At 36.2% G+C, this 16,481-nt stretch carries 5 protein-coding genes; all 5 read right to left on the bottom strand.

Annotation, left to right across the window (positions count from 1 at the left end):
- Window positions 1–3: 3 nt before the first annotated feature.
- Window positions 4–4,278, bottom strand: a complete 4,275-nt coding sequence (locus tag V4538_07725; GenBank protein ID MES2380915.1) for a T9SS type A sorting domain-containing protein — start codon at window positions 4,276–4,278, stop codon at window positions 4–6.
- 175 nt (window positions 4,279–4,453) lie between these two features.
- On the bottom strand, window positions 4,454–10,429 hold the full coding sequence (locus tag V4538_07720) for a T9SS type A sorting domain-containing protein (GenBank protein ID MES2380914.1): 5,976 nt from the start codon (window positions 10,427–10,429) through the stop codon (window positions 4,454–4,456).
- Window positions 10,430–10,534: 105 nt separating this feature from the next.
- On the bottom strand, window positions 10,535–11,269 hold the full coding sequence (locus V4538_07715; protein MES2380913.1) for a LytTR family DNA-binding domain-containing protein: 735 nt from the start codon (window positions 11,267–11,269) through the stop codon (window positions 10,535–10,537).
- 3 nt (window positions 11,270–11,272) lie between these two features.
- Window positions 11,273–13,117: a tetratricopeptide repeat protein gene (locus V4538_07710; GenBank protein MES2380912.1), complete on the bottom strand. Its 1,845-nt coding sequence runs from the start codon at window positions 13,115–13,117 to the stop codon at window positions 11,273–11,275.
- A 118-nt stretch (window positions 13,118–13,235) separates the two neighbouring features.
- Window positions 13,236–16,481, bottom strand: a 3,246-nt coding sequence (locus V4538_07705; protein ID MES2380911.1) for a DNA-directed RNA polymerase subunit beta', incomplete at its 5' end; no start/stop codon positions are given.

Below are 16,481 nucleotides of genomic sequence, written 5' to 3'. Positions count from 1 at the left end.
CAATTATTGTTTAACCACTTTTATGGTTTGTGATTGAGTACCAGTATTTACTACCACAAAGTACATTCCTTTATTGCCTTCAATAGCTATTGATTGCAATTGGGTATTGGCAGTAGCGGCTATACTTTTTTGGCTTACCAGCTCACCTACTATATTGTATACTTTTACATCAATTGGTGTAACAGAAGGTGCTAACTCAATAGTTAAATCTGTAACAACCGGGTTAGGATAAGCTACCAATACAGGTGTTTCGCTGCTGTTATCCAACAAGCTTACTTCCACTGTTTTTGAGTAAGCAAATGAACCATCGCGGTCTACCATTTTAAGCCTGTAATACACTTTGTTTGATACCGGAAGTTTAGTATCGTTAAACAGATATGATAAATTGGTATTGCTGTTACCGGCTGCTTTTACCTGTCCTGCTTTTTCAAAATCGGTTCCTGTTACAGAGCGTTGTATTTCAAAATAGTTGCTGTTTACTTCGCTCGCTGTGTTCCAATATAACTGTACTGTTTTAGCATTTTTATTATACTGTGCTGCAAAGCTGCTTAACTTAACCGGTAACGGATTGGTTGATGAAGTACCTGTATATAAATTGGTAAAAGTAGTTTGTGTTAACCACGATGAAGTATAGGTACTGTTACTTGTATTTACGGTTGATGTAGGTAATAATGTCCAGTTGGTAGGCGATGAACCATAAGCCATTTGAATGTTTGCATTATTAGTTACCGAACCTGTTATAGCTGAATCAAAAGCCAACTGAACCATGGCATCAAATAAATTACCTGTACCTGTTTGGCTAATGCTGTAGTAAGTATTAAAGCGATCGCCCAAAGCAGTAATGCTTGGTATAGTTGAATAATATGCTGCATTAATAGCACTTGGATATTGTGTACCTCCTAACCAGTATATTTTTCCTAATACTCTGCCTGCAAAGCTTAGTACGGTTGAATCGTTGGTGGCTATATTACCTGTTTGGGTTAATGCCGGTGGTGTAGTAGTGGTAGTAAAAGCATCGGCTCCAATATCGCTTACATTTACTATAATAGCAGTAGGGCGAGCCTGTCCGTGAATATCGGTTGATACATTGGCCAAGGCTATACCTTTTCCTTTGGCATACCAGCAGCTTGCCAGTGTTGAATCTATACGCAAATCGGCCGATAAAGTATCTACAAATAATGTAGCAGGAATATTCAATGTATTATCGCTCCAGCTTCTTCTGTCGGCACCCAATGCCACTGTTTGCCAGCTTGCAAATGTTTGTGGCAACGAAGCTGTCCAAACACCAATCTGTGCAGCATTGGCTGCTACCAATAAATTGTAGTCTGATGAGTTTTGATTCCAGTTATTACCTGCCGAGGCATTAACGGCTGCAATGGCTGCATGGAAGCCTGTTCCGCCTGTGCGTTTGTTGTAAAAAATATTATTGCGTATACCTATGTTAGCGGTATTTCTGCGCTCAAAAGCATAAGAGTTTAAGGCACCTGAAGCTGCTGAACCTCCAACAAAAACGTTATTGTTTAAATATTGGCAAACATTACCCGAAGCATTGTCTGTTATACCTCTTATAATTACTCCGTTGGTATTGGTTCCATTGCTTATTGAAATCATATTGTTACGGATGGTTCCGTTTTTCATATTACCTAAAACCAATAAACCATGTATGGCTGCTGTAGTACTTGTTGATATATTATTTACCCTTGAAATTTTGTTGTTTTCTATAATGGAGTTTACTCCCCCTCCATCGTAAATCATACCTGACGATACGGTAGCTATTGTGGTATTGTTTGCATTGATATTATAAATGGTATTGTTACGTATTACATTATTATCTGCATCGTTTCCATTAATAGCTATACCCAGTACAGCCGCAGTTTGTGCATTGGTGTTGGGAGTAGATGAGTTTAAATTATAAATGGTATTTTGGTTAATAATAGCCGTTGATGCACCACCCTGTATACTAATACCTCTAACACCTGAAGTGGTTCCTGTTCCGGTTCCAGTAATATTGGCAATAGTATTATTGGCTATTACCATATCTCCAGCACTACTTATGTATGAATATATGCACAAAGTTAACTTAGCCGCATTCTGTATACTATTGGCATTGCTTATATGCCCAATGGTATTACCCGTTAAGGTACCTACAAACATTCTGCCTGACTCTAAGCGAATACCAACAAAATCAATACCAGCGGTAGTGGTTATGTTTAAGTTCTGAATAGTATTACCTTGTATAGAAGTACCTATACCTAAACCTGCATTTATATTCATAGCCACCCAGTTTACTGCATTGGCACTTAGCCATGGCGCTCCGCCACACAAAGGGGCCTGGCCGCCAATATAATTACCGCTTATTAAGTTGTTTTCTCCTGCTTGGCCCGGCACTAAAATAATAGGCACTATATCGCCTCCACTTGGTGCAATAGGTGCATTGTAATAAAAACTATTGTTTAGTATATTCCAATTGCCTGCGTTACCTGTATTGCTTACTAAAATACCTGCTCTTCTAAAATTAAACAGGTTGTTGTTTGAAATAGTAATATCGCTATTTAATAAGGTGGTTGATGTGCTTGCTGAATAAATTAAATTAGCAGGAATTTTCATTGAATCGCTTATATCTCTTATATCGTTATTGTCAAACAATAAATCTCTAATACCTGTAGAAACGTTGGTACTGTTTGCTAATGTAATAACACCTCTTAGCGGTGAAGTACATGCTCCTTCTATAATACAATTGCGTATGGTATCAAACCTGCTTCCGTTTATAAAAGTAAATGTGGCACCAGAATCTGTTCTGTTTACAAAGCGTAAATACTTACCTGTTCCGCTAACCGGACCTTTGCCATCTATTACAAAATTCTCAGTTCCGTCAAGCGTAATGTATGATGAGGTAAAGCGCGATGTAATATTTCTTAACACATCAGCTGACGGCACAATACTAATTTTATAATCGGCTCCTGAATTATAATTTAAAACTACTTGTGCAGTATCATCCATGTCAGAAGTAATGCTTAACACTAAATTACCCACCAAACCATTTGCGTTTATATCTTTAAACACATCGCTTAAATAAGTATACGTTGAACCGCTACCTACAGTAACCAATCCTGATAAACCAATATTAATACTTCTGTTTCCGCTAGGTGCAGAAACGGTAGGTGTGTGTACATTACCGCCCACTGTCATTTGTACCAGCTCTGCATCTATAACATTTCCGCTTGATGCCACATTGCTTATGCTATAGGTTAACCAAAAATAATTGGTTCCTTTTGTTAATGCTTGTGAGCCTGTAATATTAAATATACCTGTAGGCGTATTTACCGTAGAACCAAATTGCGTTTTTGTATTAAACGTACTATCGGCTCCTGTGTAAAACAAACGGGTATTGGTAATATCCGTTACATTGGTTGTACCATTGGTACTAAAACTAAAGTCGGTTGCATTAATGGGCGATAATTCGCCACTGGCTTGTATGGCAACACGTACTATGGCTTCGTTGCTATTGTTTCTTGAAACAAAATTAACAATGGGTTGCTCTGCAGTTGAACCCACATAAGCCATATTAGCTTCTAAAAAAGGAGTAAATGTATAGTAATCATTATCGGCCGCTGTTTGCGATGAATTAACCGATTGTGGTCTGAACCTGTTTCCATCCTGTAAACTTTTACCTGCATTCAGTTGTAAACCTACCGTGCTTGAAAGCGTTGGTGTTGCTCCTGCAAAACCCTCTACTAAATAAATTTTATTGGTACCTTCTTCTAATACACAACTAAAAGTAGCACCGCTGGTTAATGCAGGTGAACCCATTTCAAACGATACCCATTTAATCCAGAATTGTCTGTTGGGTGCGGTGCCCCACACGCGTGATACGATAGAGTCATCGCCACCCGTTGGAGGTAAGTTGGTAAAAGCATCCCAAAAGCAAGCTATGGTTGAATCGGGTATGGCTGCGCTTGGCAGGTTTTCATTGTTATTGGGTAATAAAGTACTTGCTGTATTAAAGGTAAGTAAGCCGTTGGCACTTGCTTTAAACGAGGTTACGGCATGGCCATAATAATCAAAAGCAAATGGTAAAGCCACCGGTGCCGACCATTGATTGGCATTTAATGGTGCTGTTAAAACACTTGTCCAACCGGTAACAATATTATCGTTATCGATATTAAGCGAACCCGGATTACCCCCATTGGAAGTAAATGTAAGGGTGTAATTTGTTTGTGCAATTAAATACGTTGCTTGTAATAAAAATAATACGAATAGTAAAGTAATTTTTTTCATGCGCTATAAATTATATTGAAAATCAAATATATGATTTACAGTATAAATATTTGATTTTTGATTTGTGGGTATGTGTAAAATTTTAAATCAATGTACTATTTAACCTATTAATAAAGCACAAAAAGCTATCCGGGACTAAAACCGGATAGCTTTTATATGCACCAAACACTAAATTTTATTTAACCATTTTCACTGTTTTAGTTTCAGTGCCTGTAGTAACCTGTACAAAATAAATTCCTGCTTTCAGGTTGGTTAAATTTTTTATCTCTACATTTTCTTTTGCTGATTTCAGGTTATAATTTTCAGCCATTATTTGCTTTCCATTTATATCTGTTATAGTTACATTAACAACTTCACTGGTACTATTGGTAAAGTTTATATGTATTACATCGGTAAACGGATTAGGGTACAATTCTATGCTTGCTTGTGCTTCATCAAAAACAACTTTTACAGTGTTTGATGTTTCTGTGAACTGATCGTTATCAATAGCCAGCAATCTGTAATAAGCTATATTACCCATGGCTTGTTTTGCGTTGGTATGCATGCTTCTATAGTTTACTAAGCTGCTTGAGTTACCCATAGCTTTTACAGTAGCTACTTTAAAAAAGTCTTTACCATTATGCGAAGCTTCCACCACAAATAAGTTGGTATTTATTTCTGACGAAGTTGACCATTCTACTACTACATCGTTATTTACTTTTTTAGCAGTAAACAAAACCAGTTTTACAGGAAGCGGTGAGCTTACGTTTTCATCTGCACCCATATATGGCTTAGCTAAGTCTCTTGGCTCTCCGTCAAAATCTGTTGTAACACCTGCTATTGGTCTGCCTGCAAAAGTTACATCTCCAATGGTCGGGCTTGTTAAATGCAAATTAGTATTGGCTACAAAAGCTGTTGGTAAGTTAACGGAATTACTATCGTGCAGGGTAACTGTTTTCCAATCTAAAAAATCTCTGCTTACGCCCAACCATAAACCAATTTGGCTGCTGTTGGTATACAAGGCATTGTAATTGGCTTTGTAAGTAGTAGCTGGTGTGGCAGTATAAATAGCCGATGCGTAATTTATACTGGCACTTGTTCTTATATTACCGAATATATTGTTTCTGCTGTTTACGTTAGAGGTTCTGAATCTTCTGTATGCTGAACTGGTATCAACAGCCGTCCCGTTTACACCACTAATTAAAACAGAGTTATTGTATAAGTTAAGTGCACCGGTAATACTATCGTTAATACCTACTATAATAATATCGTTTACCACATCGCTTCCTAATGACACCATATTATTGGCTACCGTCCAGGTACCACCATTGGTTAAATTAATACCAAATACTTTGGCACCTAAATGGGTACTTATATTCTTAATATTATATACCCTGTTGGCAGAAATGTTTCCTACCGAAGCAGCATCGTCTATATTAATACCAATAGCCGTTGTGGCATTGTTAGTTGGCCCGCCTGATGTAGTTAAATCATACACTACATTATTGGCAATGGTTTGTAAAGTGGAAGGACTTAATGTTAAAATACCTACTAACGATGCTGTACTGATAGATGCTGTAGGATTGGCTGCTGATAAACCAAAAATGGTATTGCCTTTAATGGTTAAAGTACCTGCTGTAACTGATGAAGTAATCCTGATACCGTTATGACCAACCGCAGTTGTATTACCTGTTGATGTAATATTGGCAACCGTGTTATTATAAAAGTTAGGAACATTGGTGGTTCCATTACTCCATAACGATATGTGTGTACCTAACATTGAGCTTTGAATACTATTGGCAACAGAAGTGCTTCCTATAATGTTATTGTTTACACTATTTAAACCACCTGTCAATTCTATACCTCCATAGGTTCCAGTACTTGTTCCCGTTAAAGCTATATTCTGAATGGTATTGTTACGTATAAACGATGAATCTGTTTGGCTGGTATTGGCTACAATGCCACGCCATGCAATACTACCTGAATTAGTCCAAGCTGTACCACCTGCATTAACAGCAGAGCCTCCTATAAAATTGTTTTCGATTATATTTTTTACCGATGCATTTAAAAAGCGGATAGCTGTTTGAGCCGTGGTTTGTGCAGTGGTCATATAAAAATGGTTATTGCTTATTTTCCATCCTGCTCCATTACCTGTTGCTGTTGATTGAATACCTGAAGTTATCCAGTTAAAAATATTGTTATTTAAAATACGTATACTATCATTGGGAAATCCTGCTGTACCTGCACTGTAAATAGCTACTGCCGGAGCTCCCACAGAATCACTTCTATCACGTATTTCACAATTACTAATTACATTATAACTATTACCTGCCGATGCATTGGTAGTTGAAAACAAAACGGTACCACTTGTGGTAGTAGTGTTTCCACTTTCTAATTTTAAGTATAATAAACTATCGCTTTGTGCTCCGTTTATAAACTGTACGCATGGCGAATTGGTTGATACGGTACTACGTTTACTTTTAATAGTCCATTCGCTACTTGTTCCTACTCCACCTGGTCTTCCGTCCAATACTATTCTATCAGCACCGTCAAAGTTAATAATAGGCACTGCCGAAGCCGGATAGCCCGAAGTTTCTCTGCCTGTTACACCTGTTGCCGGGCGAATAGTAACCGTCCAGTTGCCACCGATGGTGTTTAATGGATTAAACGTAATAGGGAAAACTTCGCCTGTTGTACCATCATAATTTGCTTGCAATTCAAAAATTAAATCACCTGTTATCTGACCAGCGTTTACGGCATTAGCCACATCGGTTAGTTTTAAATAAGGGAAACTTGAAGCCCCTACTGCATAAGTTCCACTTGAAATAGTAGCCGTCTTCGTAAACGAGCGTGTAGTAACACCTGCATCTGGGTTGTTTAAATAGTTTACCGGATCGCTTGTACTAAAGCCTGAAAAAGTAGTCGCTTGAATTGGGTTCACAGCAATGTTAAGTCCCAAACCGGCCACATCTCTTGCTGCAATATAAAACTGATAAACACCTGATGGTAATGATGACAATGAAGTTGACCATTTATAAGTTCCATTCATGTTTATTGTTGGAATACTATCAGGTACAATAGCAGTAAATACACCTGTTGTTCCTAATCGGTACCAAAGCCTTACATCGCCCGCACTTACTGAATTACCATTATCGCTTATATTGGCTGTTACAGTTGGTGAAGCTGAATTGACAATAACTACATTAGTAATAACCGGTGCAGCACTATCTAATAAAATTTGTGTCGACTCATAAGCACCAATAGTTGTTGCGCTGCTTGTACTTCTGGCATTACCTAAAATATCAGTTGTAATAGCCACTGGTGAAACAATTGATACTCCACTTTGAACGGCAGGAGTTGTTCCTGCTAATGTTAAATTGGAAGCACTGGCAAAACTAGGATTGGCATTGGCACTACCCAACTCATTTCCATCAGCAGGGCTTGTTGCAGTAAGTGCTGCTGCAAATGCAGCCAACGAACTTTTATCAGTCGTAGCAAATCCAACAAAACCATTAACATCCGGAGCCCAATAAACGTTATTAGATGCTGCAATAGTTCCTGCGCTTATATACGAAGCATAATGTTTTGAAACACCTGTTTGTGCAGGTGATGTATTTGAAAATATGTTATTTCTTACTACAGTATTACCGGCACCACCTTTCCAGAAAGCAGCAGTTGAATTGCTTAATCCTGAACTATTAATAGAAACTGAATTATAGAAAAATGAAGCTGTTCCTGTTCCTGTAGTTGTTCCGAACGAAATACCTCTTACCATTTGATTAGCTGTAGCAGTAGCAACAGTTGATGTATTGCTAACAGCATATACTACATTGTTATAAACTATAGCATTTGCAGTAGTAGAAGCATCTATACGAATACCATGAACTGTTCCTGTTGCTGAAGTGCTGGTAATACGGTTAATATTATAAACCACATTTCCCCATACCCTGGCTGTTCCATAATCAACCGTAGTAGAACCGTTATCAATAAATATACCTTGTATGGTTGATGTACTGGTATGGGTTAAATTACGTACCCAGCATTTTGATATCTCTACATTTTTCTGATCGGCTGCATTAATTCCATACACCAATGCCGTTCCGTTTCCAATATCGTTAGCGGTATTAGCTCCAACAATAGTAGTATCTCCATTTGCAGACGTTACTACGCAATTGCTGTCAGGGAATCCTGCAGTACCTATTAAGCTAATTCCTTTATATGTATTTTCAATTTTTACATTTTCGTAACGGTTATTGTGGTTAGCTCCTGTTAAACTAGTAGCAGCTACACCACCACCGGTAGTACTCGCTGATTGAAGAATACCAAAGCTGGTTGTAGTGGCTCTGTTAAGTATAATTTTACAATTACGAATAATGTTATTTGATGAACCTGTTGTGGCACTTGCATTTCTTATTAAATAGCCAAAGTCCATTCTTAATGCAGACGTATTTGAAATACTGTCAACTAAATCAATTCCATCAAAAGTTATATAATTAACTCCATTTAATACAATAAGTCCATCGGCAGTCCCTACACCATTAACTCCATATACAATTGGATTGGCACCAGTTCCGCTTTTTTGAAATACTATTGGTGCGGTTAAGGTACCTGTTGTACTTAATATGGTGGGAGCATGCGTGTATGAACTTCCCGCTGCAACATTAAAAGTTACAGGTCCGGATGCACCATAAACATTTAAATAATTTACAGCACTTAAAATACTTATAAAATTATTAGTTCCGCATCCTGCAGGTAAGGTAGGATTGATTGTATAAATACCATTTAATTGAGAACTAACAACCACATTTCCTGTTGAAGGAATAACAGAAGGTATGTAGAGTGTACCAGAAATAATTATGCTATCACTCACCGCATCTACAACATTACAGTTGATTGCTCCAGTAGGTATATCATAAACTAACCAATAAAAATTGGAGCCGGGAAGTAAGGTATCAATTCCTGATATACTAAAAGATCCATTAGGTGAATTGAATGTTCCTACTAGTCTTGTTGAATCAAAAACACCTGATGCTTTTGTACTGAATATACGTGCTCGTAAAATATCTGTAGTTGGGCTAGCGCTACCTAATGTAGATAAATTAAATTTAGTAACTCGTAAGGGACTATTATTGCCTGTAGTCTGAATGGTAAATCTATTCATTACAAATGTTGCACCATTACGAACAGTTCCTGTTAGCTTATTCACACTGCTACTTACATATGTCATCAAAGGCCCGGGAGTAGGCGTTACTAAAACAGCATCACTATAATTGTGTGCATAGTCATAGTTCAATACAGCATAAGTATACGTAGTTGAAGAGACTGCACTTGTATCATTTAAATAAGTTACACTCGAATCTGTTGTTGCCCCCACTACTTGCCAAATATTACCCGCTTGAGTAAATGATGAAGTACCAAATACACCACCACTAGGATGATAAGTAGCTTGGTTATTGAGCAGTGGAGCAGTAGTAACACTTCCTGTAGTTCTAAGTACAATTACTCCTTTTCTTCCAGAGGAATTTGCAGCTGTATCTAATCCATTTGTCCATGTTATTGCAAAAGGAGACCCAATGTATGCAACGGGGGAAGTAACCACATTAGGAGATACTGTATCAGGAATATTAGAGGTACTTGCATAAACAATATAATCATCGGTATAAACAGTTGTGGCAGGAGTAGCAGAAGCCGTTTGAAAAGCCCTGATTGCCGGCCCATAACTTCCTGCAGCCACAGTGGCTGTTGAAACAGAAATAATTCGTGAAAATGAAGTATTATTCATATTGGCCGGTTGACCGGCAGCAGCTGTAGATGGATTCAATACTGTTGTTGTTCCTCTATAACCTATATATCCAACACCATTGCTGGGATCACTGGCTTTAGCCCAAGCCATAGTAATTAAAAAGTGTGTACTACTAGTAGGCACAACTACTGATGCAGATGTATTATAGATTGTAGTACCTGTTGTAACTGGTCCCGTTATTCCCATTGATTGAGTTCCAGTTCTTACAAAAGTAGGATTCGTGTTCGTAACCCATGTGCCAGTAACAATTGTCCAAGTATTAGGAGGTGTGGATGGTGTTGCTTCAAATCCCCAATTTTGCGCATTTGTTTCTTTTAAAAGACCTAAAACACAAAAAATAAGTATTAATTGTTTTATTGTTTTTTTCATATAAACTTTGTTTTATACGAAATTTAGCTACTTCAATCAGCAAATTTTATTTTATAAAGTAATAAACTACCGAAGGTGTTTAAATGACTACCGAAAGTGCTGTTTTTAATTATTTAGCCATTTTTTAAATTCAATAGCCCTATCAATGCTTACAATCATTTCTTCTTGAAAAGTAGGCGATGTAACAATTTTAACACGTCCTCTTGTTTCATTGTACATCTCTTTAATGGCGTCCCGGTTTACAATAAACTGCCTGTTAATTCTAAAGAAAAAATCAGGGTTCAGTTTCTTTTCTATAAACTCCAAAGTGTTTTCAAACGGATAGGCTTTTCCTGTTTTATCTTTTATAAACACCTGCTTGTATTTAACATAAAAAAATGCAATATCGGTTACATCTAAGGCATGTAAATTATTAGTAGTTTTTAAAAGTAAACGCTTTTGGTAAGTTGATTCTATTAAGGTTAAATTGTTATACGATTCGCTTTTACCAAACCAGTTTTTATATTTAGTAAGTGCTACCCTTAGCTCATCTATATCTATTGGTTTTAATAAATAAGCAATGCTGTTTTGCTTAAAAGCTTCAACTGCAAAGGAGTTATACGAGGTAGTAAATACAATAGGTGTATTAATTTGTATATAATCAAATATTTCAAAGCTGTTTCCATCCAGCAGTTGAATATCCATAAAAATTAAATCAACCTCATTCTCCCTTAACCATGTTACCGAATCAATAACGGTTGACAGTATCGTTAAAACCTGTATTTGTTTATCGCACTCCAACAACAGGTAGTTTAAATGTTTGGCTACATGTGGCTCATCTTCTATTATTACACATTTCATATATTAAGCTCTATCAGTAATAAAAGGAATTTTAGCTATATACCAACCTTCTTTGCTTTCAAATAAAGGCAACTTATCAGTAATTATCTTATACCGTTCGGTAATATTTGTTTGCCCCAAACCGGTGCTTGCTTCTTCGTCAGTTTTAGGGTTAAAAACATTTTTAACTACTATGTAATCTTCTTCCGCATAAACATCTATCATCATCACACTATTCACATCAATATTATTATGTTTTACTGCATTCTCCACCAACAACTGAATACTGAAAGGCGGAATAAAACAATCCATCACCAGCAGTTTCTTATCTATGTTTAATGTTAAGCTATCTGTATATTTCATTTTACACAAATACAAATAACTATCTACCACTTCCAGCTCTTCTTTTAAGCTTATCACTTGTGTATTGCTTAGCTCCAGTATAGAACGGTATAGCTTGGCAAACTTGGCTACAAAAGATAAAGCCTGCTTTTGATCGTAAATAATAAGCGAGGAAAGCGTGCTTAAATTATTAAATAAAAAGTGTGGGTTTATCTTAGATTTTAATATTTCATACCGGGCTGACACATTCTCTTTCATTAGCTCCTTATTGTAAGTTTCCAACTCAGTATTAATTTTTTCTATCTCCGTTTGTTGTGTTTGAATCTGTCCATTCTTTACCGTTAAAATCTTGTTTGTTCTTTGCTTTATAATAATAATTCGAATGGTTATAAAAGTAATGATAGAGATAAAAACTACTACTATAATTAAAAAGTTTTTGATTAAAATTTCTTTCGATTTATTGGCCTCAATAATTTCCCGCTCGTTGTTTAAATTCTTTATTTGTTCTTCCTTTTGCTGCAAATCAAAACGGGCTTGCATTTCGTTTATATTTTCCGCATTTTCCTGATTGTACAAACTATCATTTAAAGCCAGATACAATTCATTAAAATGTAATGCCTTTTCAAAATTGTTTTGTTTCTTAAACAATTGATAAGAGTACCTGTAAATATTTAAACGAAGCGTTTTGGAACCAATTTGTGTAGCCAGTACTAACGCTTTGCTTAATTCACTTTCGGCCAATACATAGTTACCCATATTGCTATATATTTTACCAATGGCATAACGCGAATGAGCTTTATGAAATAAAACCCCTGTTTTTTCAATTAATTGTAAAGCCTGATTGTAATAATACAGTGCTTTGCTATAATTTTTAATATCAATATAAGCCTCCCCTAAATTAATTAAGGCAATGGATATATTATTGGAATCTTTATACTGAGTGGAGTTGTTTAAAGCCAACAAGTAATAGGATATACACTTGGAAATATTTTTATTGTTCATTTCAATATTACCCAAGTTAATCAGCGAACTGCTTACCTCTTTAAAAAGACCTAATTGCTTTTTTATATTCAACGACATTTGGTAGTATTGACCAGCCTTTTTATAATTTTTCAACTGCGAATACACTGCACCTATATTATTCAAGGCAAACGATTCTCCTTTTAAGTCTTGCAGTTTTTTAAAAATTTGTAGCGCTATAAAATGATAGTATAAAGCTTTTTTGCTATCGCCAAAATGCAAACTAATAACCCCTAAAATATCCGATGAATAAGCAACTCCTGAAGCATAGTTTTGCTCCATAGCTAATTTATTGGCTTGCGTTCCATACTCCAAAGCCTTTGCTGTTTCTGTATTTCTTAAGGCTTTGGCTAAACCATTTAATACTTTAATTTTTAAGGTATCTGGCTGCGTTTTTTTAAGTTCGTTTAGTAAACTGTCAACCTTGGCATTTTTTTGACCTAATGCTTTTGGCAAATGAAAAATGCCAAGCACTATTACAATAAAAAGTATTACTCTTTTTCGCATATTGTATTGTTTAAATCAAATTGTTCAAAACAATTATCCATTCTCAAACGGCAATGTAACAAAAAAGCTACCTAGAATTACTTCTAAGTAGCTTTTATTTATTAGTTATAGAATATATCTATTCGTCATCTTTTGATGAAAGTAATGCTTCGTATTCTTCTCTGCTTCCTACTACTAGTTTTTCGTAATCACGAATACCGGTACCTGCAGGAATTAAGTGTCCAACGATAACGTTTTCTTTCAATCCTAACATTCTATCTACTTTACCATTGATAGCAGCTTCATTCAATACTTTTGTTGTTTCCTGGAATGATGCAGCACTCATAAAGCTTTGTGTTCCTAATGATGATTTAGTGATACCCATGATAACCTGAACAGCTGTTGCTGATTCCGCATCACGAACTTCAACCGTGCGTAAATCTTTACGTTTCAATTGAGAGTTTTCATCACGTAATTTACGAACACTGATAATCTGACCAGCTTTATAGTTAGCAGAATCACCTGGTTCGGTTACTACTTTCTTATCATAAATCCAGTCGTTAGTTTTCTTAAATTTAAATCTGTCAACTACTTCGCCTTCTAGGAATAATGTATCACCTGCATCAACTACTTCTAGTTTTTGCATCATTTGGCGTACAATAATTTCAATATGCTTATCTGAAATTTTTACCCCTTGTAAACGATATACCTCTTGGATACCATTTAAGATATAACGTTGTACAGCTAAAGGACCTTCAATTCTTAAAATATCCTGAGGGCTTATTGACCCATCAGATAATTGAGAGCCTGCTTTTACGAAATCGTTTTCCTGAACTAAGATATGTTTAGACAATGGCACCATGTACTTGCGGCTCTCACCGTCACGTGTAGTTACCATTATTTCTCTGTTACCACGTTTAATACCACCAAAGCTTACAACACCATCAATCTCAGTTACTACAGCAGGATTACTTGGGTTACGTGCTTCGAACAACTCAGTAACACGAGGTAAACCTCCCGTGATATCGCGTGTTTTACTAGCTACACGAGGAATTTTCACTAAAATATCACCTGCATTAATTGTTTTCTTATCGTCAACAATAATGTGTGCACCCACAGGTAAATTGTACTCTTTTAAAGGATTTCCTTTTTTATCAGTTACAATAATTGAAGGTGTTTTGGTTTTATCTTTCGAATCGATAATTACTTTTTCCTTGTGACCTGTTTGCTCATCACTTTCTTCTTTAAAAGTAATGTTTTCAATAATACTTTCGAATTGAAGTTTACCTGCAAACTCTGAAAGGATTACCGCATTGTATGGATCCCATGAACAGATAACCTCACCTTTGTTTATTTTTTGTCCGTTTTTAACAAACAAATGTGCACCATAAGGAATGTTAACTGTAATAATTGGATTACGTGTTACTTCATCTAAAATTCTAATCTCACCCTGGCGTCCTAAAACAGTATCAACTTTACCGCTTTCTACTTCCATTTCAACGGTACGGATTTCTTCAAACTCTAATATACCGGCAAACTTAGCGTTCATCTGGCTTTCATTAGCAATGTTTGAAGCCGTACCACCCACGTGGAAAGTACGTAACGTTAACTGTGTACCCGGCTCACCAATTGACTGAGCTGCAATTACACCCACAGAGTCACCTCTTTGAGCCATACGGCCGGTAGATAGATTTCTGCCATAACATTTAGCACAAATACCTAATTGAGTTTCGCAAGTTAATGCAGAGCGAATCTCAACTATTTCAATTGGGCTGGCAGCTATTTTAACAGCTATTTTCTCTATTATTTGCTCACCTGCACTTACATATAATTCACCATTTAATGGATCAAATACATCATGCAAACTAGTTCTTCCTAATATACGTTCGTATAAACTTTCAACTTCCTCTTCGTTATCTTTTAAAGCACTGATTGGAATACCACGTAAGGTACCACAATCTTCTTCATTGATAACAATATCTTGAGCCACATCATGTAACCTACGTGTTAAGTAACCAGCATCCGCAGTTTTTAAAGCTGTATCCGCTAAACCTTTACGTGCACCGTGGGTTGAAATAAAGTACTCAATAACTGATAAACCTTCTTTAAAGTTAGAAAGAATTGGATTCTCGATAATCTCTCCGGTTCCACCACTTAAATTCTTTTGTGGTTTCGCCATCAATCCCCTCATACCACCTAACTGACGAATTTGCTCTTTAGAACCACGGGCTCCAGAATCCAACATCATATAGATAGGGTTAAATCCTTGGTTATCGTTTTTCAACTGAGTTAATAAAGTATCAGCTAAACGTGAGTTAATACGCGTCCAGATATCAATTACCTGATTATAACGTTCGTTATTGGTAATAAAACCTTGTTCGTAGTTACTCCATATTTCTTCTACTTCTGCTTGTGCCTGTTTTACGAATTTCTCTTTCTCATCAGGTATCATCACATAACTTAAGTTAAATGATAAACCACCTTTAAATGCAAAGTGATATCCGATATCTTTAATATCATCCAAGAATTTAGCACACTTATCCATACCACATTCTGCAATAACAGAACCAATGATATCTCTTAAGTTTTTCTTAGTTAATAATTCATTGATATAACCGTAATCAGCTGGAACTACTTGGTTGAATAATATTCTACCAACAGTAGTTTCAATAGTTTGCTTAACTAAATCATCACCTTCTTTAAGTATAACATTACATTTAACAAAAGCATGTAAATCAACTTTACGTTCATTGTAAGCTATAATAGCTTCTTCAGGAGAGTAGAATCTAAGACCTTCACCTTTAATAGGGTGAACATCTGAATTTTTACGTCCTTTAGTGATGTAATATAATCCCAACACCATGTCCTGAGAAGGTACAGCAATTGGAGCACCATTAGCAGGGTTTAAGATATTGTGAGGAGCAAGCATCAATAACTGAGCTTCTAAAATAGCAGCGTTACCTAGTGGTACGTGTACCGCCATTTGATCCCCGTCAAAATCCGCATTAAAACCAGTACAAACTAATGGATGTAACTGGATAGCTTTTCCTTCAATTAATTTTGGTTGGAAAGCTTGAATACCTAATCTATGTAGTGTAGGAGCACGGTTTAATAAAATAGGATGTCCTTTTAAAATATTCTCTAAAATATCCCAGATTACCGGCTCTTTTCTATCCACTAATTTCTTAGCAGATTTTACTGTTTTTACAATACCACGCTCTAGTAATTTACGAATGATAAATGGTTTAAACAACTCAGCAGCCATGTTTTTAGGAATACCACATTCGTGTAATTTTAATTGAGGTCCAACCACAATTACCGAACGACCTGAATAATCCACACGTTTACCTAATAAGTTTTGACGGAAACGACCTTGTTTACCTTT

The sequence above is a fragment of the Bacteroidota bacterium genome, assembly GCA_040388375.1.
Classification (GTDB): Bacteria; Bacteroidota; Bacteroidia; order UKL13-3; family UKL13-3; genus JAAFJM01.
The sequence above is the reverse complement of the archived record's forward strand: the minus strand, read 5'-3'. Positions and strand labels throughout refer to the sequence as shown.

Excerpts from the sequence above, each read along its gene's own strand:
- V4538_07725 (MES2380915.1), bottom strand. The coding sequence starts at position 4,278 with ATGAAAAAAATTACTTTACTATTCGTATTATTTTTATTACAAGCAACG.
- V4538_07720 (MES2380914.1), bottom strand. The coding sequence starts at position 10,429 with ATGAAAAAAACAATAAAACAATTAATACTTATTTTTTGTGTTTTAGGT.
- V4538_07715 (MES2380913.1), bottom strand. The coding sequence starts at position 11,269 with ATGAAATGTGTAATAATAGAAGATGAGCCACATGTAGCCAAACATTTA.
- V4538_07710 (MES2380912.1), bottom strand. The coding sequence starts at position 13,117 with ATGCGAAAAAGAGTAATACTTTTTATTGTAATAGTGCTTGGCATTTTT.